This is a genomic window from Streptomyces sp. Isolate_45 (assembly GCF_024721315.2).
Taxonomy (GTDB): domain Bacteria; phylum Actinomycetota; class Actinomycetes; order Streptomycetales; family Streptomycetaceae; genus Streptomyces.
The window spans coordinates 20328-46046 of the sequence record NZ_JANFAK020000028.1; the positions used below are offsets into that span (position 1 = coordinate 20328).

27 protein-coding genes are annotated in these 25719 nt (G+C 73.4%); 11 read left to right on the plus strand and 16 right to left on the minus strand.

The annotated features are described in order from the left end of the window. The first annotated feature begins 77 nt into the window (after positions 1-77). The 3 genes from NOD94_RS12075 to NOD94_RS12085 all read left to right on the plus strand — a co-directional run bounded on the left by NOD94_RS12075 (position 78) and on the right by NOD94_RS12085 (position 2374). A complete protein-coding gene (locus tag NOD94_RS12075; protein WP_281205843.1) occupies positions 78-1229 on the plus strand; it encodes an acyl-CoA dehydrogenase family protein in 1152 nt (383 codons plus the stop codon). Positions 1230-1288: 59 nt separating this feature from the next. Beyond that, positions 1289-1594 (plus strand): YiaA/YiaB family inner membrane protein, encoded by a 306-nt coding sequence (locus NOD94_RS12080; RefSeq protein ID WP_281205844.1) that lies wholly within the window; start codon positions 1289-1291, stop codon positions 1592-1594. Between the two features lie 132 nt (positions 1595-1726). Continuing rightward, positions 1727-2374, plus strand: a complete 648-nt coding sequence (locus tag NOD94_RS12085; RefSeq protein WP_281205845.1) for a TetR/AcrR family transcriptional regulator — start codon at positions 1727-1729, stop codon at positions 2372-2374. Here the strand turns inward: NOD94_RS12085 and NOD94_RS12090 are convergent. Further along, entirely contained in the window at positions 2365-2826 is a 462-nt protein-coding gene (locus NOD94_RS12090; protein ID WP_281205846.1) for a MaoC family dehydratase, read from the minus strand. The two genes, NOD94_RS12085 and NOD94_RS12090, sit on opposite strands and share 10 nt — an antisense overlap. Before the next feature lie 135 nt (positions 2827-2961). Here NOD94_RS12090 and soxR point away from each other — a divergent pair, with 135 nt between their 5' ends. Further along, positions 2962-3411: a redox-sensitive transcriptional activator SoxR gene (gene soxR, locus NOD94_RS12095; RefSeq protein ID WP_281205847.1), complete on the plus strand. Its 450-nt coding sequence runs from the start codon at positions 2962-2964 to the stop codon at positions 3409-3411. Between the two features lie 124 nt (positions 3412-3535). Here soxR and NOD94_RS12100 read toward each other — a convergent pair whose 3' ends face one another. From NOD94_RS12100 to NOD94_RS12115, 4 genes are all read right to left on the minus strand, one after another. Continuing rightward, positions 3536-4330, minus strand: a complete 795-nt coding sequence (locus NOD94_RS12100) for a 3-keto-5-aminohexanoate cleavage protein (RefSeq protein WP_281205848.1) — start codon at positions 4328-4330, stop codon at positions 3536-3538. After that, positions 4327-4926 carry a hypothetical protein gene (locus NOD94_RS12105; protein ID WP_281205849.1) on the minus strand — a complete coding sequence of 200 codons (600 nt, stop codon included), beginning with the start codon at positions 4924-4926 and terminating at the stop codon, positions 4327-4329. The genes NOD94_RS12100 and NOD94_RS12105 overlap by 4 nt, the downstream gene beginning before the upstream one ends. Positions 4927-5073: 147 nt before the next feature. Then, positions 5074-6489: a serine-threonine protein kinase gene (locus NOD94_RS12110; protein WP_281205850.1), complete on the minus strand. Its 1416-nt coding sequence runs from the start codon at positions 6487-6489 to the stop codon at positions 5074-5076. A 223-nt stretch (positions 6490-6712) separates the two neighbouring features. Beyond that, complete coding sequence (locus NOD94_RS12115; protein ID WP_281205851.1) at positions 6713-7975, minus strand: DUF1343 domain-containing protein; 1263 nt, start codon at positions 7973-7975, stop codon at positions 6713-6715. A gap of 171 nt (positions 7976-8146) precedes the next feature. Between NOD94_RS12115 and NOD94_RS12120 the strand changes: the two genes are divergently transcribed. From NOD94_RS12120 to NOD94_RS12130, 3 genes are all read left to right on the plus strand, one after another. Then, positions 8147-8920, plus strand: coding sequence for an SDR family NAD(P)-dependent oxidoreductase (locus NOD94_RS12120; RefSeq protein WP_281205852.1), 774 nt, complete (start codon positions 8147-8149; stop codon positions 8918-8920). Between the two features lie 134 nt (positions 8921-9054). Continuing rightward, positions 9055-10728 (plus strand): AMP-binding protein, encoded by a 1674-nt coding sequence (locus tag NOD94_RS12125; protein ID WP_281205893.1) that lies wholly within the window; start codon positions 9055-9057, stop codon positions 10726-10728. Positions 10729-10788: 60 nt separating this feature from the next. Beyond that, positions 10789-11400, plus strand: a complete 612-nt coding sequence (locus NOD94_RS12130) for a TetR/AcrR family transcriptional regulator (RefSeq protein WP_281205853.1) — start codon at positions 10789-10791, stop codon at positions 11398-11400. A gap of 13 nt (positions 11401-11413) precedes the next feature. On the opposite strand, the gene NOD94_RS12135 is transcribed toward NOD94_RS12130, so the two are convergent. Continuing rightward, a complete protein-coding gene (locus NOD94_RS12135; protein WP_281205854.1) occupies positions 11414-12523 on the minus strand; it encodes an alkene reductase in 1110 nt (369 codons plus the stop codon). A gap of 60 nt (positions 12524-12583) precedes the next feature. Between NOD94_RS12135 and NOD94_RS12140 the strand changes: the two genes are divergently transcribed. Next, positions 12584-12964: a MerR family transcriptional regulator gene (locus NOD94_RS12140; RefSeq protein WP_281205855.1), complete on the plus strand. Its 381-nt coding sequence runs from the start codon at positions 12584-12586 to the stop codon at positions 12962-12964. Positions 12965-12978: 14 nt separating this feature from the next. Here the strand turns inward: NOD94_RS12140 and NOD94_RS12145 are convergent, their stop codons facing one another. The 9 genes from NOD94_RS12145 to NOD94_RS12185 all read right to left on the minus strand — a co-directional run bounded on the left by NOD94_RS12145 (position 12979) and on the right by NOD94_RS12185 (position 20481). After that, positions 12979-13623, minus strand: a complete 645-nt coding sequence (locus NOD94_RS12145) for an acetate uptake transporter (protein ID WP_281205856.1) — start codon at positions 13621-13623, stop codon at positions 12979-12981. Positions 13624-13925: 302 nt separating this feature from the next. Continuing rightward, positions 13926-15125, minus strand: coding sequence for a S8 family peptidase (locus NOD94_RS12150; protein ID WP_281205857.1), 1200 nt, complete (start codon positions 15123-15125; stop codon positions 13926-13928). A gap of 190 nt (positions 15126-15315) precedes the next feature. Next, positions 15316-16560, minus strand: coding sequence for an acyl-CoA dehydrogenase family protein (locus NOD94_RS12155; protein WP_281205858.1), 1245 nt, complete (start codon positions 16558-16560; stop codon positions 15316-15318). Between the two features lie 10 nt (positions 16561-16570). Then, positions 16571-17611 (minus strand): phosphotransferase family protein, encoded by a 1041-nt coding sequence (locus tag NOD94_RS12160; RefSeq protein ID WP_281205859.1) that lies wholly within the window; start codon positions 17609-17611, stop codon positions 16571-16573. Between the two features lie 198 nt (positions 17612-17809). Next, on the minus strand, positions 17810-18721 hold the full coding sequence (locus NOD94_RS12165; protein WP_281205860.1) for an MBL fold metallo-hydrolase: 912 nt from the start codon (positions 18719-18721) through the stop codon (positions 17810-17812). 89 nt (positions 18722-18810) lie between these two features. Beyond that, positions 18811-19107, minus strand: coding sequence for a hypothetical protein (locus NOD94_RS12170; RefSeq protein WP_281205861.1), 297 nt, complete (start codon positions 19105-19107; stop codon positions 18811-18813). 130 nt (positions 19108-19237) lie between these two features. Then, entirely contained in the window at positions 19238-19555 is a 318-nt protein-coding gene (locus NOD94_RS12175) for a DUF202 domain-containing protein (RefSeq protein WP_281205863.1), read from the minus strand. Further along, on the minus strand, positions 19552-19950 hold the full coding sequence (locus tag NOD94_RS12180; RefSeq protein WP_281205864.1) for a DUF202 domain-containing protein: 399 nt from the start codon (positions 19948-19950) through the stop codon (positions 19552-19554). Before NOD94_RS12180 ends, NOD94_RS12175 begins: the two co-directional genes overlap by 4 nt. 9 nt (positions 19951-19959) lie before the next feature. After that, positions 19960-20481 carry an NUDIX domain-containing protein gene (locus NOD94_RS12185; RefSeq protein WP_281205865.1) on the minus strand — a complete coding sequence of 174 codons (522 nt, stop codon included), beginning with the start codon at positions 20479-20481 and terminating at the stop codon, positions 19960-19962. A gap of 87 nt (positions 20482-20568) precedes the next feature. Here NOD94_RS12185 and NOD94_RS12190 point away from each other — a divergent pair, with 87 nt between their 5' ends. Continuing rightward, positions 20569-22224 carry an FAD-binding dehydrogenase gene (locus NOD94_RS12190; RefSeq protein ID WP_281205866.1) on the plus strand — a complete coding sequence of 552 codons (1656 nt, stop codon included), beginning with the start codon at positions 20569-20571 and terminating at the stop codon, positions 22222-22224. 65 nt (positions 22225-22289) lie between these two features. Here NOD94_RS12190 and NOD94_RS12195 read toward each other — a convergent pair whose 3' ends face one another. After that, complete coding sequence (locus NOD94_RS12195) at positions 22290-22715, minus strand: ASCH domain-containing protein (protein ID WP_281205867.1); 426 nt, start codon at positions 22713-22715, stop codon at positions 22290-22292. 260 nt (positions 22716-22975) lie between these two features. Between NOD94_RS12195 and NOD94_RS12200 the strand changes: the two genes are divergently transcribed. Beyond that, positions 22976-23926, plus strand: a complete 951-nt coding sequence (locus NOD94_RS12200) for a hypothetical protein (protein ID WP_281205868.1) — start codon at positions 22976-22978, stop codon at positions 23924-23926. A 62-nt stretch (positions 23927-23988) separates the two neighbouring features. Then, the gene (locus tag NOD94_RS12205; protein ID WP_281205869.1) at positions 23989-25533 is read left to right on the plus strand and encodes an APC family permease; all 1545 of its coding nucleotides are present in this window, start codon (positions 23989-23991) and stop codon (positions 25531-25533) included. Positions 25534-25719: the final 186 nt, after the last annotated feature.

Below are 25719 nucleotides of genomic sequence, written 5' to 3' on the forward strand. Positions count from 1 at the left end.
CGCCACATAGTAGGGCCTGCCCGCCATAAACTACCGGTGCTAGTTAAAGGCCGGTCGAGACGCCCCGGAGGTGCCCGGTGAACCTGGAGCCGAGCGAGGAACAGAGCGCCGTACGCCGGCTGGCCCGCGCGTTCACCGAGCGCGAGATCGTTCCGTACGCCGCCGCGTGGGACCGGGCCGAGAGCGTGGACCGGGGCATCGTGAAGAAGCTCGGCGACCTCGGGTTCCTCGGTATGACGGTGCCCGAGGAATACGGGGGCTCCGGCGGGGACCACCTGTCCTACGTCCTGGTCACCGAGGAACTCGGTCGCGGCGACTCCGCCGTGCGCGGCATCGTCTCCGTCTCCCTCGGCCTCGTCGCCAAGACCATCGCGGCCTGGGGCGACGAGGAGCAGAAGCGGGACTGGCTGCCCCGCCTGTGCTCCGGCGACGCACTCGGCTGCTTCGGCCTGACGGAGCCCGGCACCGGCTCCGACGCGGGCAACCTCACCACCCGGGCCGTGCGCGAGGGTGACTCGTACGTCGTCAGCGGCAGCAAGATGTTCATCACCAACGGCACCTGGGCCGACGTCGTCCTGCTCTTCGCCCGCACGAACGACACCCCCGGCCATCGCGGGATCTCCGCCTTCCTCGTGCCCGCCGACGCCCCCGGGCTCACCCGCCGCGAGGTGCACGGGAAACTAGGCCTGCGCGGCCAGGCCACCGCCGAACTCGTCCTCGACGCGGTCCGCGTGCCCGCCTCCGCCATGCTCGGCCCCGAGGGCAAGGGCTTCTCCGTCGCGATGTCCGCCCTGGCCAAGGGACGCATGTCGGTCGCCGCCGGCTGCGTCGGCATCGCCCAGGCGGCGCTGGAGGCGGCCGTCTCGTACGCCGCCGGGCGCGAGCAGTTCGGCAGGCCGATCGCCCACCACCAGCTCGTCCAGGAACTCATCGCCGACATCTCGGTCGACGTCGACGCCGCCCGGCTCCTGACCTGGCGGGTCGCCGACCTCATCGACCGCGGGCAACCCTTCGCCACCGAGTCCTCCACCGCCAAGCTCTTCGCCTCGGAAGCCGCCGTGCGCGCCGCGGGCAACGCCCTCCAGGTGCACGGCGGCTACGGCTACATCGACGAGTACCCCGTCGGCAAACTGCTGCGCGACGCCCGCGTGATGACCCTCTACGAGGGCACCAGCCAGATCCAGAAGCTGCTGATCGGCCGCGCCCGCACGGGGGTCTCCGCGTTCTGAGTACGTAGCTGAGTACGTGCGCCCATGTGCGCCCGGCCGCCGCCGCCGATGCTGGACCCATGAACGAGACACCGGTCAAGCAGCAGAACACGGGGGCCTACTACGGCCAGGCCGTCGCCTCCTTCGGCGTCGCCATCGCCGCCGTGGCGCTCGGGATCTACAACATGGACGCGGACGGCTGGGTCCGCGCCTTCCTCGGCATCGCGGTGCTCTACCTCACCACCTCGGCGTTCACCCTCGCCAAGGTGATCAGGGACCGCCAGGAGGTGACGCAGATCGTCACCCGCGTCGACCAGGCCCGGATGGAGAAGATCATGACGGGCTACGACCCCTTCGCGCCGAAGCCCCCCGCCCAGGACCGTTGAGCGCGCCCCCGGAGCACCCCGGGACGCGCCCAGCCCGATGCGACCCGACCACCCGGCCCGCCCGGAGCGCTAAGCGCTTGCTCACCCTCCGGTAAGGTGTTCCTTCCTACAAGCGGAAGAGGTGGACGGGCCATGCGGAGCGCGGCGGAAACCGGCGGATACCAGCCGTGGTCGGAGGTCACCCCCGACGCCGCGCGGCGGCTGCTCGTCGCCGCCGTGGAGGCCTTCGCCGAGCGCGGATACCACGCGACCACCACCCGGGACATCGCCGGCCGGGCCGGGATGAGTCCGGCCGCGCTCTACATCCACTACAAGACCAAGGAAGAACTGCTCCACCGGATCAGTCGCATCGGTCACGACAAGGCGCTGGAGATCCTGGAGACCGCCGCGTGCGGTCCGGGCACCGCCGCCGATCGGCTCGACGGCGCAGTGCGGTCCTTCGTGGGTTGGCACGCGGCGCACCACACCACCGCCCGCGTCGTCCAGTACGAGCTCGACGCCCTCGCGCCGGAGCACCGCTCCGAGATCGTGGCCCTGCGCCGGCAGACCGACGCGGCCGTGCGGCGCATCATCGCCGACGGTGTCAGGGCGGGGGAGTTCGCGGTCCCGGACGTCCCGGGCACCACCCTCGCGGTGCTGTCGCTGTGCATCGACGTGGCCCGCTGGTTCAGCGCGGCCGGACCGCGCACGCCCGACGAGGTCGGCGCGCTCTACGCCGACCTCGTGCTCCGCATGGTGGGCGCGACGTCCGCCGGGACGGCCCCACCCGCTCAGAAGTAGTAGCGCGACACCGACTCCGCCACGCACACCGGCTTCTCGGCGCCCTCGCGCTCCACGGTCACCGTCGCCGCCACCTGCACACCTTCGCCCACCTCGGTCACCGAGGTGATCAGCGCGGTGGCGCGCAGCCGCGAACCGACCGGCACGGGAGCGGGGAAGCGGACCTTGTCCACGCCGTAGTTGATGCCCATGCGCATGCCCTCGACCAGCATGATCTGCGGCACCAGGCTCGGCAGCAGCGACAACGTCAGGTAGCCGTGCGCGATCGTCGAACCGAACGGTCCGGAAGCCGCCCGTTCGGGGTCGACGTGGATCCACTGGTGGTCACCGGTCGCGTCCGCGAACAGGTCGATCCGCTTCTGGTCCACCTCCAACCACCCGCTCGGGCCGAGCGGCTCGCCGATGCCGGCGCGCAGTTCCTCGGCGGATGTGAAGATCCTCGGTCCGGCCATGCCCTGCCCCTGTCTGTCGATGTCTGCGCGCGCTCTTCCCGCGCGCCCACCTGCACGCCCAGACGAATAAGCGCTTGCTCAGCATGCTGCGCCGCGTGTGTGAATGTCAACGCGCCTCCGGCTAGGCTCGGCAGGGTGCCGCAGATTCCCGAGAAGGTCCACGAACTCACCGTCGGTCAGCTGTCCGCGCGCAGCGGAGTCGCCGTCTCGGCGCTCCACTTCTACGAGACCAAGGGCCTGATCAGCAGTCGGCGCACCTCCGGCAACCAGCGCCGCTACACCCGTGACGCGCTGCGCCGGGTCGCGTTCGTGCGCGCCGCGCAGCGCGTGGGCATCCCGCTCGCCGACATCGGCGAGGCGCTGTCCCAACTGCCGGAAGGGCGCACGCCGAACCGTGAGGACTGGGCCCTCCTGTCGGAGGCCTGGCGTTCCGAACTCGACCAGCGCATCGCACAACTCAGCGACCTGCGCGACCGGTTGACGGACTGCATCGGCTGCGGCTGCCTCTCCATGAAGACCTGCGCGCTGTCGAACCCGGACGACGTCTTCGGCGACCGCATGGCCGGCTCCAGGCTCGCGTACTGACACCGCCCCCACCCGGGCCGGGAATCACCGCCCGCAGGCCGCCGGCTCCTCGGGCCTGTCGTCGAACTCCCGTCTGCCCCGCGAGGCCGCCCCCCGGGCGACGACGGGAGTTCGACGACAGTCCCTAAGCCCCCGCCGGAACGGTCCCGGCGGTGATCTCCATGGCGGCAGCCACCAGTTCGGCGTTCGACCGGGCGGGCCGGCCGTCCGGCAGGTGAAGGACCTCCCCTACGCCGATCCGCGCACCGGCGCCGCACCGGGAGGCCAGCCGCAACACAGGCCATGCCTCGCCCTCCCTCCCGTACAGCACCACGGGCACGGGAGGCAGCCACCGCAGCCCCGCCACCAGTGCGGGATCGGCCCGCGCCAGCTCCGCCACCAGCCGCACCCGCCTGTGGTCGGCCGGGGCCCAGGCCAGGAACCGGGCCAGTGGCTCAGGCCCGGCCCCACCGCCCAGCGGCACCACCGCGTCGACCGCCACCCCGCGCGCCAGCAGGGCGAGGCCCAGCTCGCAAGCACCGGGTTCCGCGAAGGACACCGTCGCCCGGTCCGGCAGCACCGACCAGTCCCGCACCCGCTCCCGGCGTGCCGCCGGATCCGGCTCCGCCGTGATGGAAGCGGGCACCGCCAGGGGTACGCGGACCCCCGCGCCGCGCAACTCCTCCAGCAGGGGCCCGACCACCCGGGGCGAGAGGCTCTCCCGGCCGCAAGGGGTCCGCGGGTGCACCAGTACCTCGCCGGCCCCGGCGGCGACCGCGGCCAGCGCCGACTCCGCGAGCGCCTGCGGGGACATCGGTACGGCCGCCCCGTCGGAGGCGCCCCGCGAACCGTTGAGCCCGACCTGGAGCCGCCCGCCCCGGCCGGCCGACCCCGCGCCCGACCCCGCGCCCGACTCCGACCCCGCGCCCGTCCCGCTCATGCCGCGTCCACCGCGGCCGGATGCACCACCGCCGCGTAGGTCAGGGCCGGTCTGGGAACCACGATCCCGCAGCCCCCGCACACCGGCCCGTCCCACGCCCACGTCCCGGTCCAGTCGCCGTGTCCGGCCGGCGCGGCCGGCCAGCGCAGCTCCTCCTCGCCGCACACCGGACACGAGGTGCCCGGTTCCGATTCCAGCACCGTCACCAGCCGCCGCAGCACCTCGCCCAGCGTTCCCTCCGGCCGGACCCCCGGGTCGGCGCAGCGCACCACCGCGTCCCCGTTGGCGCCCCAGGCCCACTCCGGGCGACGCACCCCGTCGTGCTTCTCACGTCTGCGTCGCGCCGCGAACTGCCTCTCGTACTCCAGCCAGACCGCCCGCGCCTCTTCCAGTTCCTCCAGCGCCGCGACCAGCCGCAGGGGGTCGGCACCCCGGTCCTCGGGGGCGATCCCGTGCCGGTCGCACAGGTGCCACCACGTCGCACGGTGCCCGTACGGGGCGAACCGTTCCAGGCAGCGGCGCAGCGAATGGCGCCGCAGGGCCCGGTCGTTGCGCGCGTCGCGCACCTGATAGGCCAGACTTCGAAAACCCGCCATCGCACCTTCACCTCCGCCGTCCCCCCACACCTGTGCCCGTGCCACTCCGTCGAACGAAGCAGCCCGCCCCGACGTGCCCAACATGCCCGGCCGGATGTGGGCGCATGCGGGGGCGGTCGAGGCGTGTGGGTGGCACATGGCCGGAACTCAGCGCCCCATGCGCCCCGCGGACACCACGAGCCGGGCCAGTTCCTCGTGGCAGATGTCACTGTGCGCCCCCGACGGAGCCCCGCCCCGGCGGACCACCGAGCCCGCGTCGACGCTGACGCAGCCGGTCCGCGGCAGCCCGTCGCGCAACGCGGCGGCGAGGTCGAGCCGGGGCGCGCCCGGCACGGCCCGCACCCCGTCGTGCCCGATCGCGCCCCACCGCTCGTCGAAACCGAGGAGTCCGGCCGAATCCCCCGCCATCCGGGACGCCAGCGGATAGAACACCCCGAGCGAGGAATCGTGCGCGGAGTGGCAGGCCACGACCGGCCCGTCCACCCGGCGCTGGAGCCCGCGCAGGGCACCGCCGCGCCGCGGATCGTGGGGGAGCCGCTCGCTGAAGGCGTAGTGGGAGAAGGCCCCTTGGAGCAGCGTCAACGACTTCGGGTTCCCCACCCCGTCGGGCAGGGCCCGCAACGCGAAGGACACCACGCGGGCGCCGAAGCTGTGGCCGATGAGGTGGATCCGCAGGGCGGGCCGGCGTCCGGCCAGGTCCGTCAGGACCGGGCCGAGTCCGCGTTCGCCGACCACCCCGGCCCGCTTCTTCATCTCGTAGTACGTAGCCTGCCGCAGCAGTTCCTTGGCCCCGTCCCACAGGGTCCGCGGCCCGCCCCCGAGCGCGAGGCCCGGCGCCCCGGGAGGTACGGGCCCCGCGTCCGTGCCGGCGTCCCGTGAGCCTTCGACCTGCTCCAGCGCGTGCGCGAGGGTCCGACAGACCGCGAGGACGTCCTCGGCGAAAATGGCCGGTACGTCGTGCCGCGCGACCCTGCCGCCCGGCCCGGCGGGCGTCGGGGTCGGGGCCGGCATCGGGCCCAACAGGTTGACGGGCGTGCCGACCCGGTCGGCCCGCAGCAGCTCCCGTACGAGCGCCCCGAACTCGACGAGGGCCGCCGCCGAGTCGGGGCGGTCCTCCAACAGCTCGGCGATCCGGTCGAGTTCCGCGTCGCGGCACGGCCAGAACTCCGCGAGGGCCCGCCGCGTATCGGGGTCCAGGGCCGTTCCGGAGCCCGGCGGTGCCGCCGCGCCGCGTGCCTCGAAGTCGGGTATCGGCTCGTCGGAGAACCGGATCGACGGCCAGACGACGCCCACGTACCCGAGCCGCACGCCCGTCCCCACCAGCTCGGGGAAGGGGGCGAAGAAGCGGTCGTAGAGCCGGGTCGCCGTCGAGCGGTCGCTGTTCCAGCCGTGCGCGAAGACCAGCAGGTCCGTGGCCTCGATCCGGGCCACCGTCTCCCGGGCCGCCGGGTCCACGTCGCCCTGCGCGTCGATGGTCAGCTCCCGGTACGGGCCGACCCCGATCCCCGCCGCGACCGCGCCACCGCCCGCGACGCCCGCCGGGCCCCGGCCCCCGACCCCCACCCCCACCCTGGTGCAGCCACCCACCCCGGTGAAGCCCCGCGCCGCGGCCCGGGGCCCCGGCCCCGCCCCGCCCGTGCCCGTGGTCCCGGATCCGCCCGGCCGTCCACCCGCCATGAGGTCCCCCCTCCGCGCCGCGCCTGTGGTGCTGCTCGCAGCATCCCGCCGCGCGGGCCGCCCGACCAGCCCCGCGACGTCCCGGATCGGGGGCGGGGCCGCCCGGGGGTCAGGGGTAGAGCAGGTACTTCTCCCGTACCGCCGCGAAGCGCGCCAGTCCGGCCGACCAGTCGTCCACGATCTCCTGCACCCCCGCCCCGGCGTCCACCATCGTGCGAACCCGGTCCGACCCGGTCAGCTTGTCGATCCAGTGGTCGGAGCGCCACGCGAACCCGGAGCACACCCGGCGCGCGGTGACCAACAGACCGATCCCGGTCCGCACCGGATCGAAGGCGTCCCGGTCGTGCACGATCAGCCGGACCCCGCCGCATACCTTCCCGGAGTGCTTGGAGAAGGACGGGGTGAACCAGGTCTCCCGGAACCACACCCCGGGCAGCTCCAGGCCGTTCGCCGCCTCGGCCCACCGCCGGTCGACGCCCTCCGCGCCCACCACCTCGAAGGGGGTGGTGGTGCCCCGGCCCTCCGACAGGTTGGTCCCCTCGAACAGGCAGGTCCCCGCGTACGCCAGCGCCGTGTCGGGGGTCGGCACGTTCGGGCTCGGCGGCACCCAGGGCAGCCCGGTCGCCCCGAAGAACGACTCCCGCCGCCACCCGGCCATCCGTACGGTCAGCAGCCGCACCGGCCCTTGCGGGAAGGCCGTACCGCTCAGGAACTCGCCGTTGAACAGCAGAGCCAGTTCGGCCGCGGTCATCCCGTGCGCGAGCGCGATCGGCTCCCGGCCCACGAAGCTCGCGTACGGCCGTTCCAGCACCGGTCCGGCCGCCCGCCGACCGCCGACCGGGTTCGGCCGGTCCAGCACCACCACCGACTTGCCCGCCAGGGCGGCCGCGCGCATGCAGTCGTAGAGGGTCCAGACGTAGGTGTAGAACCGCGCCCCGACGTCCTGGATGTCGAAGACGACCGTGTCGATGCCCGCCTTCGTGAACAGGTCCGCGAGCCGCTGCCCGCTGGTGGCGTACGTGTCGTACACGGGCAGCCCCGTCGCGGGATCGCGCCCCGCCCCCTCCGAGCCACCGGCCTGCGCCGTGCCCCGGAAGCCGTGCTCCGGCCCGAACACCGCGACCAGGTCGACCCGTTCGTCCGCGTGCAGTACGTCGACCAGGTGACGGGCGTCCGCGGTGATCCCGGTGGGATTGGTGACCACCCCGACCCGCAGGCCGGCCAGTGCCGCGTACCCGTCGGCGGCGAGCCGCTCGAACCCCGTACGCACCCGCTCCGACCCGGGTCCCGTGGCCGAGGCGGGCCCCGCGCCCGCCCCCAGGGTCCCCACGGCTCCCGCCAGTCCCAGCATCCCGCGTCGTGACAGCGTCATCCCGCCACGCTAGGCCCTGCCTTTCGGATCCTGCCCGACCCACGCCGTCCGGTGTCGCGGCCGCGCGCGTCGACGGGGCGCCCGAGCGACCCGATGGGCGTCGCACCCTTCCGGCCGGGCATACCGACTGGTTAGTCTGCCCGGGACCGGCCCCCAGGGCAGCGACGAAAGGTGACCCCCGTGAGCGCGTACCAGGAACAGCGAGTCGTCGTCACCGGCGCGGGCGGCGGCATCGGAGCGGCACTCGCGCACCGGTTCGCCGCCGAGGGGGCGACCGTCGTCGTCAACGACCTCGACCCCGCCAAGGCCGCCTCCGTGGCGGCCGCGATCGGATCCCGGGCCGTCGCCGTGCCCGGCGACGCCTCGACGGTCGTGGCCGAGGCCCGGGAAGCCCTGGGCGGCGCCGTGGACGTGTACTGCGCCAACGCCGGCCTCGCCTCGGGCGGTGACGCCTTCGCGGACGAAGCCGTCTGGGAAGCCGCCTGGGACACCAACGTCATGGCCCACGTGCGCGCCGCCCGGACCCTGCTGCCCGACTGGCTGGAGCGGGGCGGCGGCCGTTTCGTGTCCACCGTCTCGGCCGCCGGTCTGCTGACCATGATCGGAGCGGCGCCGTACAGTGTCACCAAGCACGGCGCCCTCGCCTTCGCGGAATGGCTCTCGCTGACCTACCGCCACCGGGGCGTGCGGGTCCACGCCATCTGTCCGCAAGGGGTGCGCACCGACATGCTGACAGCCGCCGGGTCGGCGGGCGAGCTGGTCCTGGCGCCGACCGCGATCGAGCCCGACGCGGTCGTGGAGGCACTGTTCGACGGTATGGAGAAGGGCCGGTTCTTGATCCTCCCGCACCCCGAGGTGGCGGACTACTACGCCGCGCGCGCCACGGAACCCGACCGCTGGCTGAGCGGCATGAACCACCTCCAGCAGAAGTGGGAGTCCTCGTGACCCCGGCCCACGCCGCCGCCCCGACCTCCGAGGCCGAGGCCGAGCCCGGCTTGCCGGCCCCCGACGCCGCCCCCGCGGACGTCGTCCCGCCCGCCGACGCCGCCCCCGGCTCCCGGTACGCCGCCCGCCCCTGGTTGCGGCAGCTGAGTCCGGCCCAACTGGCCGCCGTCTCGCCGCCGCCCAGCGTGCTGCACGCGTTCCGGGCGGCCGTCGCCCGCGCCCCCGGCCATCCGGCCCTCGCGTACTTCGACGGCAGGATCTCCTACGCGCAGGCCGACGCCCTCTCCGACTCCCTCGCCGGGCACCTGGCCGCGCGGGGCGTCGGCCGGGGCGACCGGGTCGCCGTCATGCTGCAGAACACCCCGCACTTCGTGCTCGCCGTGCTGGCCGCCTGGAAGGCCGGGGCGGTGGTCGTCCCGCTCAACCCGATGTACAAGTCCGCCGAGGTCCGCCGGGCCCTGCGCGACTCCGGCGCCGCCGCGCTGGTCTGCGAGGAGCGGGCCTGGCCGGCGTACCTGCGGGAGTCCGTGCGCGGGACGGGAGTACGGACCGTCCTGACCGCCCGCGACCGGGACTTCCAGACCCGCGACGACCCCCGGGTCCTGCCCGAGCGGCACGCGCGGGCCGAGCCCCCGCACCCCGCGGTCCCCGCCCCCGCCTCCCCGCGCGAGGGGGACGCCCCCACCCCCGCCGACCTCGCCACCACGGCCCGCCGGGGCCACCCGGCGCCGCCCGACCCGCACCTCACGGCCGCCGACACCGCCCTCATCAGCTACACCTCCGGTACCTCCGGCACCCCCAAGGGCGCGATGAACCCGCACGGCGCGCTCACCTACAACGCCACCCGCCAGGTCACCGGGCACCCCCTCCCCGAGGGCGCCGGCTACTTCGCCCTCGCCCCGCTCTTCCACATCACCGGCATGGTCTGCGAGCTCGCCGCCTGTTTCACCAACGCCGGCACCCTCGTCCTCGCCCACCGCTTCGACGCCGGGACCGTCCTGGACGCCTTCCTCGAACACCGCCCCGCCTACACCATCGGCCCGGCCACGGCCTTCATCGCGCTCGCCGCCCACCCCGCGGCCACCCGCGACCACTTCGCCTCCTTCCAGGTGGTCTCCTCCGGCGGCGCACCGCTCCCGCCCGCGCTCGTCGCGCGGCTGCGCACCGCCTTCGGCTTCCACCTGCGCAACGGCTACGGCCTCACCGAGTGCACCGCCCCGTGCGCCTCGGTCCCCGCCCACCTCGAAGCCCCGGTCGACCCCGCCTCCGGCACCCTCTCGGTCGGTGTCCCCGGCGCGCAGACCCTCGTACGGATCCTCGACGAGCGGGGCGCCGAGGTCCCCTTCGGCGAGACCGGTGAGATAGCCGTCCGCGGGCCCCAGGTCGTGCCCGGCTACTGGGGGTTGCCCGAGGAGAGCGCGAAGACCTTCCCGGACGGCGAACTGCGCACCGGGGACGTCGGCTTCATGGACCCCGACGGCTGGCTCTACGTCGTCGACCGGAAGAAGGACATGATCAACGCCGCCGGGTTCAAGGTCTGGCCGCGCGAGGTGGAGGACGTCCTCTACACCCACCCCGCCGTCCGCGAGGCGGCCGTCGTCGGGGTACCCGACCCGTACCGCGGGGAGAGCGTGAAGGCGTACGTGAGTCTGCGGCCCGGCGCCTCGGTGGAGCCCGCCGAACTGGCCGCGCACTGCGCCGAGCGCATCGCCGCGTACAAGTACCCGCGCGTAGTCGAGATCCTGCCTGTTCTTCCCCGGACGACCAGTGGCAAGATCCTGCGACGGGAACTGCGCGAGCGAGGCTGAAAACAGTCGGATGGTCGTACGACGCAGCAGGTGAGGGATCAGGAAAGGAAGGCGAGCGACATGGCAGCCAGGACCACCACGGAGCCGGCGGAGAACAACCGGGAGACCCCGGTGCCGCAGCGGCTGCTGGCCGTGGCCACCAGGCTGTTCGCCGAACGTGGCTACGACCGCACCTCCGTCCAGGAGATCGTCGAGGCCGCCGGCGTCACCAAGGGCGCGCTGTACCACTACTTCGGGTCGAAGGACGACCTGCTGCACGAGGTGTACGCGCGGATGCTGCGCCTCCAGCAGCAGCGGCTCGACGCGGTGGCCGGATCCGACGCCCCCGTCGAGGAGCGGCTGCGGGCCGCGGCCGCCGACGTGGTGGTCACCACCATCGAGAACCTCGACGACGCGATGATCTTCTTCCGGTCGATGCACCAGCTCAGCCCGGAGAAGTACAAGCAGGTGAGGGCCGAGCGCAGGCGCTACCACGAGCGCTTCCGGGCCCTGGTCGAGGAGGGTCAGCGCACCGGGGTGTTCGCCACGGCCACGCCCGCCGACCTGGTGGTCGACTTCTACTTCGGGTCCGTCCACCACCTGTCCACCTGGTACCGCACGGACGGGCCGCTCACCCCGCACCAGGTCGCCGACCACCTCGCCGACCTGCTGCTGCGCTCCCTGCGCCCCTGAGCGGCGGTCCCGCTCACACCCGGGCCAGGGCCGGGTAGTCGGTGTACCCCTGCGCACCCTGTACGTGCATCAGGAACTCCGGGCGGAGCTCGTTGAGCGGGGCGCCCGTGCGCAACCTCTCCACGAAGTCCGGGTTGGCGAGGAAGCCCCGGCCGAGCGCGATCAGGTCGGCGCCCGCCTCCAACAGCCGCTCGCCCCGCCGCTTGCCCCCGTCGTCCGCGACCTCCTCGCGCGAGAGCGCGGGGTTGGCGATGAGCGTGCCCGGCCAGGCCGCGCGGAGCGCGGCGAAACCCGGCCGGTCCGGGTCGGCGTACACCTGGTGCAGGTAGACCGGCCCGAGCTCCGCCAGGGCCCGGGTGAGCGCCGGGTAGATCTCCTCGGTGTCGCCCTCCTCGATGCCGTTGACCTCCAGGCCGGGGGAGACGCGCACGCCCACCCGGTCCGCGCCGATCGCCTCGATGACGGCCCGGACCACCTCGACGGTGAAGCGGATGCGGTTGCCCACGGGGCCGCCCCACTCGTCGGTGCGGCGGTTCGTGTTCCGCGAGAGGAACTGGTGGAGCAGGTGGCCGTTGGCCGAGTGCACCTCCACACCGGCGAAGCCCGCCCCGACGGCGTTGCGGGCGGCGGTCGCGAAGTCCGCGATGGTGGCCCGGACGTCCGCGTCGGTCATCTCGCGGGGCGGGAGGGCGTCCTGGAACCCGGAGGGGGTGTGCAGCGGCTCCGGGAAGCGGACCGCGGACGGGGCGAGCGGGACGTGCCCGCTGGTATCGGGGTGGCCGACCCGCCCGCCGTGCTGGAGCTGGAGGAACATCCGCCCGCCTGCGGCGCGCACCGCGTCGGTGACCCGCCGCCAGCCGGCGATCTGCCCGGGGGAGTGGATGCCGGGGATGTGCGGGTACGTCTGCCCGACGGCGTTCGGCGTGGTGCCCTCGGCGATGATCAGGCCGGCCGAGGCGCGCTGCGCGTAGTAGGCGGCCATGAGGGCGCCCGGCACGCCGTCGGCGTCCGCGCGGTTGCGGGTCAGCGGCGCCATCACCAGGCGACCGGGCAGCTCCAGACCGCCGAGGCGGACGGGCTCGAAGAGGCGGGAGGCGGTGGGTACCTGCTCGGTGTTCGTCATGCCGGTACCGTAGAACCTCACACTGATGTCAGGTTCAAGGCCTTGGGTCGGGGGATGGTCATGCGGATCGGTGAGCTGGCGGCGCGCACGGGGGTCGGCGCGCGGTCGCTGCGTTACTACGAGGAGCAGGGGCTGTTGGCGTCCGACCGGACGCCGGGCGGCCACCGCGACTACCCCGAGCGGGCGGTCGACCGGGTGATCCGGATCCAGGAGCTCTACGCGGCCGGACTGCACAGCGCCAAGATCGCCCGGATCCTGCCCTGCATGCGCGACGAGGACGGCGGCCCGTCGGTGCGCGCGACCCCGCTGCTGGTGGCCGAACTGACCGCCGAACGGGAGCGGATCGACCGGATGATCGGTGATCTGGAGCGCTCCCGCGACGTCCTGGACGAGGTCATCGGCACGGCCGCCGGTCTGATCGCCGCCGCCGGCCCCGCCTGATCGGTCCCGCTGCCTCAGCCCAGGGGGAGGACTTTGCGGCCCCAGGTCTCCTCGGCCACCCCGGCGAAGGAGACGTACCAGGCGATGCCCGCGCACAGCAGGCCGAGGAATCCGCCGACGTGGCCGAGGGCGGTGACCCGGGTGAGGTCGCCCAGGGCCAGGAAGAGGAAGGTCAGGGCGAGCACGGTGAAGAGCAGCCGGTGCGCCAGGTCCAGCTTCAGGGCGGCGACGGCCATGTAGGCGGTGAAGACGAACCAGGCGATGAGGAACCACCCGGTCGCGATGTGGGCCTGGCCGGCGGGCAGCGTCGGGACGACGAACTTGACGTACCCGGCGAAGGACATCCAGAACGCGCCGTACGAGACGAAGGCCGTGGTGGCGAAGGTGTTGCCGCGGCGGAACTCCATCGCACCGGCGACGAACTGCGCGAGGCCCCCGTAGAAGAGGGCGAGCGGCAGGACCACCGCGCTCAGTGCCGTATCCGCGATCAGGCCCGAGTTGAAGAGGCTGAGCACGAAGGTGGTCAGCGCGAACGCGGCCAGGCCCAGCGGCCCGGGGTTGGCGACGCCGGCCGCCGGAGCCTGCGGGGCGGTCTGCGGTGCGGCGTACTGCGGGGCGGTCGGGGCGGGGGCGGCCGGGGTCAGGGTGGAGCTGGGCATGGCGATATGCACCTTCGGTGGGGGGATGTTCCGAATATAGCCCACCGTGCGCGACACCTCCGACCGGTTCGCCCGGGACCCGGCGGGACCGAGGTCCCGTCCCGACGGGGCCGACCGGCCGGGTCGTGCGACCCGGCCGGACCGGTGACCGGTCGGAGGTGTCCCGCACGGCGGACCGGCCCGTCCTCCGGCGCGCCCCTGGTGGGGGCGGCCGGAGGACGGGCCGGTCCGGTTCGTCGACTACGTCCGGTGCGTCGGCCGCATCCGGTTCATCCACCGCGTCCGGTGCGTCCGGTCACCCGCTACGGGGCCACCTTCAGCAGCTTGTTCGCCGTGCCGGTCGACGGGTTGGTCACCGCGCCCGCGGTCGCCGCCGCGGTCAGGGCCGCGGCGGTCTGCGCCGGGGTCGAGGACGGGTGCCCGGACAGGTAGAGGGCGGCTGCGCCCGCCACGTGCGGAGCGGCCATCGAGGTGCCGGAGATGGTCTTGGTGCCGGTGTCGCTGTCGTTCCAGGCCGAGGTGATGTCCGAGCCGGGAGCGTAGAGGTCCACCACGGAGCCGAAGTTGGAGAAGGAGGACTGCGCGTCGTCGATGGTGCTCGACGCCACGGTCAGCGCCTCCGTGACCCGGGAGGGGGAACCCTGGCCCGCGTCGCTCGACTCGTTGCCCGCCGCGACGGAGAACGCGACGCCCGCGGCGACCGCTCGCCGCACCGCCTCGTCGAGCGCCTCGTCGGCGCCGCCGCCCAGGCTCATGTTGGCCACGGAGGGCCCGGAGTGGTTCTTGGTGACCCAGTCGATGCCGGCGACGACCTGCTCGGTGGTGCCCGAGCCGTTGTCGTCCAGCACCCGCACCGCCACCAGCTTCGCCTTCTTGGCGACGCCGTGCGCGGTCCCCGCGACCGTGCCGGCGACGTGGGTGCCGTGGCCGTTGCCGTCGTCGGCGCTGTCGTCGTTGTCGACGGCGTCGAAGCCGTGCGTGGCGCGGCCGCCGAAGTCCTCGTGCGTCACGCGTATGCCGGTGTCGATGACGTACGCCGTGACCCCTTCACCGGCCTTGTCCGGGTAGTCGTACTTCTTGTCCCCCTCCTGCGCGGTCTGGTCGATCCGGTCCAGCCCCCAGGACGGCGGGTTGGGCTGGCTGGCCTTGATGGTGAACTTCTTGTTCTGCACGACCTTGCCGACGGCCGGGTCGGCCGCGAGCCGCTTGGCCTCGGTCTCGCTCAGTCCGGAGGCCGAGAAGCCGTTGACCTGGGAGCCGTAACTGCGTTGCAGTTCGCCACCGTACTTGTTGGCGAGCTTGGCCTTGTCCGCGGATTCGTCGAGGATGACGACGTAGCTTCCGCTGATCGCACCGGGGGCGCCCAGTCCGTAGACCGTGCCCTCGGCCGGCGCCGCCGCCCCCGCGAAGGGGGTGGCGATCAGGGTCACGGCGGCCGCGGTGGCGGCTCCCGCACCGAGTGCCGCGTAACGGAAACCGCGCGAACGCTTGTGAGATGCCATGTGGAGGGTTCTCCTTGTGGGTGACGTGTGGGGCGTCGAACCTTCTGGAGAACCCTGTTCCGATTGACAGGCGCAAATCAAGATCGCCCCTGCCTTTCAGCCTTATTCAACAAGGTTTCTTAAAAGGCCCCACGCATCGCCTTCACCGTGCACACACGTTCACCCGAACTCCCGCACGAATGCCCCACTTTCAGGATCGGCCGCCCGCGTACTTCCTCAACTCCCGCAGCGCGAGCGAGCGCTGGTGCACCTCGTCGGGTCCGTCGGCCAGCTGCAAGGTCCTTGCCGCGGCCCAGAGTTCGGCCAGCGGGAAGTCCTGGCTCACCCCGCCCGCGCCGTGCAACTGCACCGCCCGGTCCAGGATCCCCACGACCGTGCGCGGGGTCGCGATCTTGATGGCCTGGATCTCCGTGTGCGCTCCCCTGTTGCCCACCGTGTCCATCAGCCAGGCCGTCTTCAGCACCAGCAGCCGCAACTGCTCGACGGCGACCCGCGCGTCCGCGATCCAGCCCTGTACGACCCCCTGGGCGGCCAGTTCCTTCCCGAAGGCCGTACGTCCCACCGCGCGTCGGCACATCAACTCGATGGCGCGCTCCGCCATGCCGATCAGCCGCATGCAGTGGTGGATCCGACCCGGGCCGAGCCGGGCCTGGGCGATGGCGAAGCCGCCGCCCTCCTCGCCGATCAGGTTGCCCACCGGGACCCGGGCCCCGTCGAAGACCACCTCGGCGTGCCCGCCGTGGTCGTGGTCCTCGTACCCGTACACCTTCATCGCCCGGCGGACCTCCACGCCCGGGGTGTCGCGCGGGACCAGGACCATGGACTGCCGGCGGCGCGGATCGGCGCCCTCCGGGTCGGTCTTGCCCATCACGATGAAGACCTTGCAGTCCGGGTTCATCGCACCGGAGATGTACCACTTGCGTCCGGAGACCACGTACTCGTCGCCCACCCGCTCGATCCGCGTCTCGACGTTCGTCGCGTCCGAGGAGGCGACCTCGGGCTCGGTCATCGCGAACGCGGAGCGGATCTCGCCCGCCAACAGGGGCTCCAGCCACTGCTTCTTCTGCGCCTCGTCCCCGAACTGGGCGAGCAACTCCATGTTCCCCGTGTCCGGGGCCGCGCAGTTCGTCGCCATCGGTGCCAGGTGCGGACTGCGGCCGGTGATCTCGGCCAGCGGGGCGTACTGGAGGTTGGTCAGCCCGGCGCCGTACTCCGCGCCGGGCCCGCCGTGCTGGTTCACGAAGAACAGGTTCCACAGGCCCTGCCGGCGCGCCTCGGCCTTCAGCTCACCGAAGACGGCCGGGGTGTCCCAGGGCGAGGCCAGCCGTGCGCGCTGCTCGGTGGCGACGGCTTCCGCCGGGTACACGTACTCCTCCATGAACGCGACCAGCCGCTCGCGGAGTTCCTCGGTCCGGGTGTCGAATGCGAAGTCCATGGGGAGTGCCTCAGCCTTCCTGAAGTTCTTTGAGGGTGGTCAGACCGTGCTCGATGAAGACGGGGACGAGCTCGCCGATCCGGTCGAAGCCCGCCCCGACGGTCTGCCCGAGCGTGTAGCGGTAGTGGATGCCTTCGAGGATCACCGCGAGCTTGAACCAGGCGAAGGCCGTGTACCAGGCGATGGCGCCGGTGTCCCGCCCGGAGCGCGCGGCGTAGCGCTCGATCAGCTCGGAGGGTGCCGGATGCCCCGGGGCCCGGCTCGTGGTGCTGACCGGCGAATCGGCGAGGCCCAGGTCGGAGCTGTACATCACCAGCAGTCCGAGGTCGGTCAACGGGTCGCCCAGCGTGGACATCTCCCAGTCCAGCACCGCCCTGATCGTGTCGTCCGGCCCGCCGATCAGTACGTTGTCCAGCCGGAAGTCCCCGTGCACCACGGTCGGCGCGGGGGAGCGGGGCAGGTTCCGGCCGAGCGCGTCGTGCAACTCCTCGATCCCGGCGAGCTCCCGGCCCCGGGAGGCCGCGAGCTGCTTGCCCCAACGCCGCAACTGCCTTTCCAGGAAGCCGTCGGGCCGGCCGAAGTCGCCCAGGCCCACCGCCTCCGGATCGACGGCGTGCAGGTCGACCAGGGTGTCCACCAGGGCGAGCACCGCCCGCCGGGTGCGCTCCGGCCCGATCCCGGCGAGCTGGTCCGCCGTCCGGTACGGGACGCCGTCCACGTACTCCATGACGTAGAACGGCGCCCCCAGCACGGCGTCGTCCTCGCACAGCAGCAGCGGCTCCGGCACCGGCACGGCCGTCCCGTGGAGGGCCGCGATCACCCGGTGCTCGCGGCGCATGTCGTGCGCGGTGGCCAGGACGTGGCCGAGCGGCGGGCGGCGCACCACCCAGTGGCCCGCCCCGTCGGTGACGGCGTACGTCAGGTTCGAGCGACCGCCCTCGATCAGCCGGCCGCTCAGCGGGCCGGACACGAGGCCGGGCAGATCGGTGTCGAGGCGGTCGCGCAGCCGCTCCAGGTCGAGGCCTCGCGGATCGTCCGGGGCTGGGGGCATGGTGGGCACCTCCGTACGGAGTGGACGGCATGGGGCGGAACGCCCGGGAGCCATCATGCCGACCAGTCGGTATGCCGTCCAGAGCGCGGCCGCGGGAAACCTCTTCCGGCCGCACACCAGCACCTGGTCCGGGCCGCGCCGCGAACGGCACGGCGCCCACCCCACCCGGGGCCCGGCGCCGACGGCGCCGCGCTCACCTCACGCGTGACACAGGATCGGCGTCCCGCCGTTCATCACCGTCATGTCCCGCAGCACCGCCAGGATGTCCAGCGGCGCCCCCTCCGGTTCCCCGGCCAGCTCCGCGTACGCCCGGTGGACGTTCGCCACGAGCCGCTCGCTCTCCCGCCAGGCGGCGAACTCGCCCAGGTCGGCCCGACCCGCCGTCTCCAGAGGGGTCAGTCCCCGCGCCCGCCCGTCCCGGGCGAGCTCGCCCACGTACCGCAGGTACCGCTCGGTCGACTCGTACGCCGACGGGTCGGTCAGCGGCCCGTGGCCCGGAACGACGGTCTCCGCGCCCAACTCCCGCAGCCGCTCCAGCGCGCGCAGCGAGCCCGACAGCGAGCCCATCGCCAGGAACGGGGTACCGCCGGCGAATATCAGGTCCCCCGTGAACACGACCCTCTGCCGGGGCAGCCACACGACCGAGTCCCCGGTGGTGTGCGCGACACCGGGGTGGAGGACCCTTACCTCGATGTCGCCGACGTGCAGGGTCAGCCGGTCGGCGTACGTCAGGTCCGGCGGGGTGATCTCGACCTTGCCGAAGTCCGTCGCGGGCCAGATCAGCTCCAGTTGGTGCCCGGCGGCGAGCTGCTCCGCCCGCGCCGCCTCGTGCCCGAGGACCAGCGCCTCCGGGGCGAAGACGCCGTTGCCGTAGGTGTGGTCGCCGTGGTGGTGGGTGTTCACCACCGTCCGGGGCAGTGGCACCCCGGCCGCGAGGACGGTCCCGCGCAGGGCCAGCGCCCGCCGTTCGGTGGCGGCCGTGTCGACGAGGAGCGTCCGCCCGCCGTCGCTCACGAATCCGGCGTTGTTCAGGCACCAGCCGCCGTCCGGCTGGACGTACGCGTACACGCCGGGCGCGGGCTGGACGAGGTACGGCTCTTCGACGGACATCCTGACTCTCCCCGGGTCGCTGTGACGGTCCGTCGGCATCCTGTCACCCGGCGCCCCGCACGGGGAGGGCGGGGCGCCGGGTGGCCGGGTCAGTGGTCGTCGTAGTGGCCCTCGTGCTCCGCGTGCCGGTGCCCGTCGTGCAGGTAGTCCACGTGGTCGCCGTGGGGGACCGCGTCGTGCCCGCAGTCCGATCCGTGTGCGTGCGGGTGGGCCTCGTGCGTGGTGTGCCCGGGGGTCTCGCACTCGTCCCAGTGCCCGGAGTGCTCCCGGTGCAGGTGCCCGTCGTGCGCGTAGTCGACGTGGTCTCCGTGCGGGACGGCCCGGTGTCCGCAGTCCGGGCCGTGGGTGTGCGCGTGCGTCGGGTGTTCGTGGTGCAGGGTCGTCATGGCGCAGAGGCTAGTGCGCTTCGCCCCGGAACGCCCGGTGTGTCCCCCTTCGTGTCGCACGCGCAGGCGCAAGCGCAGGCGCGGGGCCACGGGTACAGGGGCAGCGGCAGGGGCAACCGCGCCGCGCCGCTCAGAGGATCACCGCGATGGCGAAGACCGCCAGCGCCACCGTGCAGGCCACCACCCCCAGGGCCGCCCGCGGCGGCAACCCCCGGGGGCGGGCGGCCGCGAGCTCCCGCACCCGCCGGTGCGCCACCCACAGGAAGGCGACCCAGATCAGGACGGTCACCGCCGCCCCGGCCACCTCGGTGGGGCTGCCCGTCCCCCGCATCGCCTGCCGCACGGCCAGCACGGCCACCACGGAGCAGGCCAGCGTCGTACGCCGCCACGCGAGCCGGGTCCGCTCCGGCTGGAGCCCCGCGTCGCGGACCTCGCCGGAAACGCTCACCGCTCCGACGTCCAGCCCAGCAGGACGACGAAGATCATCGCCACGGCGACCAGCCCCACGCACAGGCTCAGCATCACGGGGAACCGCGACAGCGGGAGGTCCTCGCCCCGCCGCATCGCCCGCTCGCACCGCGTCCAGTGGTTCACCGCCCGCAGGGCGCACGCCGCGCCCACCGCCAGCAGCGCGAAGGCCATCCCGACCCGCACCCCCCACCGCAGGTCGGGCAGGAACTGGTCCACCGCGAACCCGCCGCCCACCAGGGCCAGGGCGGTCCGGATCCAGGCCAGGAAGGTCCGCTCGTTGGCCAGCGAGAAGCGGTAGTCGGGGGTCTCGCCCTCGTCCTTCAGCCGCGATGGTGCGAACCAGAGGCGCACGTCCTTGACGAAGTCGATCACCCGGCCAATCTACTGGCGCGGCCCCCGGAACTCCCGCAGCCGCCGGTACGCCTCCAGCCCGTCCGGCACCCAGGGCCACCGCGCGTCCGCGACGCGCCGCTCCAGTTCGCCGGGCGTCAGCCAGGCGTGCCAGTCCACCTCCGAGACCTGCGGGGACACCGGCAGGTCGCACCGCACCTCGTACACCGAGGACCACCAGGCCCCGCCCGGACCCTCGTACAGGAACTTGAAGAGCGGCGCCGGCGACTCCAGCCCCCGCACCCCCAGCTCCTCCTCGGCCTCCCGCAGCGCGGCTCCCGCGTAGTCCTCGCCGGCGCCCAGCACCCCGCCCACGAACATGTCGTAGTACGAGGGGAAGACCAGCTTCGACGCGGTCCTGCGGTGCACGAAGACCCGCCCCCGCGCGTCCGTCGCCCGGACGAACACGCACCGGTGGATCAGCCCCCGGGCGTACACCTCGCCCCGCGGGGCCCGCCCGATGACCCGGTCGTCCCGGTCGACCACGTCCAGTACTTCATCAGCGGCACTCACACGATCCATCCAACCACCGCTGTTGACTGGTTACCGCTCCGTAGCCAAGGATCTGCCCCACCACCGAATCCGGAGGACGGGCAACGCATGACGTACGACGCTGACGTGATCGTGATCGGAGCGGGGCTCGCCGGCCTCGTGGCCACCGCCGAGCTCGTCGACGCGGGCCGCAAGGTCATCCTCGTCGACCAGGAACCCGAGCAGTCGATCGGCGGCCAGGCCCACTGGTCCTTCGGCGGCCTGTTCTTCGTGGACTCGCCCGAGCAGCGCCGCATGCGCATCAAGGACAGCCACGAACTCGCCCTCCAGGACTGGCTCGGCACGGCCGGGTTCGACCGGGACGAGGACGCCTGGCCGCGCCGCTGGGCCGAGGCGTACGTCGACTTCGCGGCCGGCGAGAAGCGGTCCTGGCTGCACGCGCAGGGCGTCCGCTTCTTCCCCGTCGTCGGCTGGGCGGAGCGCGGCGGCTACGACGCCAACGGCCACGGGAACTCCGTCCCCCGCTTCCACATCACCTGGGGCACCGGCCCGGGGCTCGTCGCTCCCTTCGAGCGGCGGGTCCGCGCCGGGGTCGCCCGCGGCCTGGTCCGGCTCGCGTTCCGTCACCGCGTCACCGGCCTCGCCTCGACGGCCGGCGTCGTCGACACCGTCACCGGGGAGGTCCTGGCCCCGTCGGACGCCGAACGGGGCGGCGCGAGCAGCCGCGAGAGCGCCGGCGCCTTCAGCCTGCGGGCCCAGGCCGTGATCGTGACCAGCGGGGGCATCGGCGGCAACCACGACCTCGTCCGCCGGCAGTGGCCCGCCCGCCTCGGCACCCCGCCCGAGCGGATGCTCTCCGGAGTGCCCGCCCACGTGGACGGGCTGATGCTCGGGATCACCGAGGACGCCGGCGCGAGCCACATCAACAAGGACCGGATGTGGCACTACACCGAAGGCATCGAGAACTGGAACCCGATCTGGGCCCGCCACGGCATCCGGATCCTGCCCGGCCCGTCCTCCCTGTGGCTGGACGCCACCGGCCGACGGCTGCCCGTACCGCTCTTCCCGGGCTTCGACACCCTCGGCACCCTCGAACACATCATGCGGACCGGCCACGACCACACCTGGTTCGTCCTCAACGAGCGCATCATCGGCAAGGAGTTCGCCCTCTCCGGCTCCGAGCAGAACCCGGACCTCACCGGCAAGTCCGTCCGCGACGTCATCACCCGCGCCCGCCAGGCCGTGCCCGGCCCGGTGAAGGCCTTCATGGACAACGGCGCCGACTTCGTCGTCGAGCGCGACCTGTCGGCCCTGGTGCGCGGCATGAACGCCGTCACCAAGGAGAACCTCCTCGACGAGGCCACAGTCCGGCACGAGCTGGTGGCCCGTGACCGGGAGATCGCCAACCCCTTCACCAAGGACCTCCAGGTGACGGCGATCCACGGCGCCCGCCGCTACCTCGGCGACAAGCTGATCCGCACCGTGGCCCCGCACCGGATCCTGGACCCCGCGGCGGGCCCGCTGATCGCCGTCCGGCTCTCGATCCTGACCCGCAAGTCGCTCGGCGGCCTGGAGACCGACCTGTCCTCGCGGGTCCTGACCCCCGCCGGCGAGCCGCTGCCCGGGGTGTACGCGGCCGGTGAGGCGGCCGGCTTCGGCGGCGGGGGAGTCCACGGCTACCGCGCCCTGGAGGGAACCTTCCTCGGCGGCTGCCTCTTCTCGGGCCGCGCCGCGGGCCGCGCCGCGGCGAAGGCGGTGGGCTGACCCGGCGCCCCGCGCCCGTCCCCGCCCGTAGGCGCCGTCCGCGGCGGGCCCGCCGGCCGGAGGTGTCAGACGAGCCGCTCCGTGACCCGGAACCGCTCCGCGACGACCAGGGTGTCGTCGTCGACCGTGTACCCCGGGTCGCCGAGCGCCGCGCGCACCGGCTCGGAGTGCCAGAAGCCCTCGTGTGCCGTGCGCCATTCGGCCACCGACGCGTACCCCTCGCCCTCGTCGAGGGCGTGCCGCAGGGAGACGTCCGCCAGCCGCAGCACCTCCACGCCGGTGACCTCGACCACGGCCAGTCCCGCCTCGTCCGAGTCGACCAGGACGGCCCGGTCGCCCGGCGCCGGCAGCGGCTCGCCCTCGGCCTCGTACTCCGCGAGGAGGCCGGTGGTGCTGGTCTTCGCCCCGCTCAGCACCGCCGCGACCAGCTGGTCGCGCAGCGGCCCGGGGAAGCCGAGGAGGTAGGGAGGAAGATCGTCGAGGGATGTCATGGGGCCACCCTAGCCACCACCCCCCGGCCGCTCCGAACGATATGGGGAGCGCTCCAACTGGGTTCTCGGAAACACCAGTTGAAACCCGCCACGCAGTGGACTGGACCTTGACGTGGAGCTGTGCGTACCGCTTAGCTGTATGTGATCATCCGAGTCCTCACCGGCATGATCCAACCCGCACCACCGCACCGTTTCTCCACCCCCGTGCGCGCTCCGCGCACGTCGTCCACCCGCGCCCGCGCTCTGGAGGGAACCCGCGGATGTCCCCGCCTCCGCCGCCTCTCGGCCGCGCCCGCAAGCGGGACGCACAGCTCTTCGACCCGGCCCTGTGCGACACCGAACTCGTCGACGTACGGACCCAGTTCGCGCAAGGCCGATGGGCCAGGGCCCGCGCCCTCCTGGTGGGCACCGGCGACGACTGGGACCGCCGCGGCCACCGCGTCGTCGTCCTGGCCGAAACCCCGGCCGCCACCGCCTGGGCCCGCGAATGGCTGCTCGCCGAACCCGACAGCGCCGACGCGGCCACCCTCCTCGCCTGCGCCACCGTCTTCACGGCCCTGCGGCACAAGGGCACCCCCGAGGCCGCCGACGAGGCCTGCCGCCGCGCGGCGGGCCTGCTCCCCGCCGACCCCACCCCCTGGCTGGGCCTGCTCATGCTCTCCGGGTCCTTCGGCACGGAGGAGGAGTTCAGCCGGCACTTCGACCAGGTCCGGGCCCGCCACCGCGAGCACCACCACGCCCACCACCTGATGGTCGCCCGGCTCGCCGAACGCACCCCCGCCACCGGCCAGGACCCCCTCCACGAGGTCTACGACTTCGCCGCCTGGGCCGCCGAGGAGTCCCCGGCGGACTCCCCGCTCGCCGTGCTCCCCGTCATCGCCCACGCCGAGCGCTACCGGGTCCTCGCCGCGGCCCAGGGCCGCACCAACCCCGGGGCCGCCGCCGAGCACTGGTCCGGCCGCCGCGCCCGCACCGTGCTGCGCTCCGCCTTCGACTGGTGGCTGGAGTGGGAGCGCGAGGACCACCCCCGCAACCGGGTCGACCTCAACTTCCTGGCCCACGCCAAGCTCTGCGAGGGCCGCTCCGCCGAGGCCGCCGCCCTCTTCCACCGCATCGGCGCCCACGCCACCCCGGCTCCCTGGTCCTATCCCGACCGGGACCCGCACAAGGCCTTCCTCGCCGCGCGCAGCGTCGCGCTCGGCACCGCCTAGCCCCGCCCCGATCCCCCGACCGTCCCCGCAGACCGCTCCCGCTCCCGGAAGGAAGCCCCGCCATGCCGACGGGCAGATCCACCACGCTCAGCGAACCGACCGAGATACGCACGTACAAGGGTCAGGACCGCGCCCTGCGCGCCGACCGGCTCGGCACCGCCGGACTGCTGCTCTCCGTACTCGCGGCCAGCGCGCCCCTCATGGTCGTCGCCGGTGTCATGCCCACGATCTTCGGGGTCATGGGCATCGTCGGACAGCCACTGCTCTTCGTGATCCTCGGCGTCGTCCTCGCCCTCTTCAGCATCGGCTACGCCGAGATGAGCCGGCACGTCCACAACGCCGGCGCCTTCTACGCCTACATCGCCCGCGGCCTCGGCCCCACCGCCGGAGCGTGCGCCTCCGTCGTCGCCCTCGTCGCGTACAGCGCCATGCAGGTCGGCGTCTACGGCATCCTCGGCTTCGAGATATCCGGCCTCTTCGCCACCTACCTCGACACCGAGGTCGCCTGGTGGATCCCGGCCCTGCTCGCCGTCGCCGCCACCGGCGCCCTCGGCTGGCTGAAGATCGACCTGAACGCCAAGGTGCTCGGCGTCCTGCTCCTCATCGAGTGCGCCCTCGTCGTCATCTTCGACGTCGCCGCCCTCGGCAAGCCCGGACCCGAGGGCCTGTCCCTCAGCGCCTTCGACCCGAGCACCCTCTCCGGCGCCGGCCTCGGCACCGCCCTGTGCTTCTGCATCGCCGCCTTCGTCGGCTTCGAGCAGTCCCCGGTGTACGCCGAGGAGACCAGCAAGCCGCACATCGTCGTCTCCCGCGTGATGTTCCTCGGCGTCGGCTTCGTCGCCCTCTTCTTCGCCTTCAGCGCCTGGGCCCTGACCGTCGCCACCGGCCCCGCCGCGATCACCGACGCGGCCGCGGCCTCCGGCCCCGGCCTGCTCTTCGAGCTGACCGAGACCCGACTCGGCGCCACCTTCACCGACGTCCTGCACGTGCTCTTCGTCACCGGCATGTTCGCGGCGATGCTGAGCTTCCACAACGTCGTCGCCCGCTACGCCTTCGCCATGGGCCGCGAGGGCCTGCTCCCGGCCCGCTTCGGCCGCACCAACCCCGGCACCGGCGCCCCGGCCACGGGCTCCCTCCTGCAGACCGGCATCGCCGCCCTCGTCGTCGCGGCCTTCGCGCTCACCGACGACCTGCCGACGGGCGACCCGACCGCGCCCGTCCTGCGCCTGTTCACCTGGATGGGCAGCGTCGGCGCCCTCGGAGTGACCGTCCTCATGGCCGCGTCCTCCTTCGCCGTCATCGCCTTCTTCGTCCGCCGCGGCACCGCCGGCGCCCAGGTCTGGCGACTCGTCGCGGCCGGCCTCGCCGGACTGGCCCTGGTCGGGATCGCCCTCTACACCGTCAAGGACTTCGCCGTCCTGGTCGGCGCCGAGGAGGGCTCCGCGCTCAGCTGGGCCCTGCCCGCCATCATCGCCGTCGCGGCCCTGGGGGGCCTGGCCCACGGGCTGTACCTGAAGTCCCGCCGCCCCGAGGCGCACGCCCGCATCGGCCTCGGCAACGAGGCGTTCCGGCTGGACCAGGCAGCGGAGTCCACCCCGCAAGACTGACGCTTCCACCTCGCATTCGTGCCCCCGAGAAGCCCCCGGCGACCGTTTCCATGGTCGCCGGGGGCTTCCGTGCGCAGGGAGTCGATTTTGGCGGGGAACGGAGCCTCATGGTCTCCTGGGGCGACAAAACCACCGGATCGCGGCACGGGCGACACCACCCAGCTCTCCCGCGCGGCCGTTCCGCCC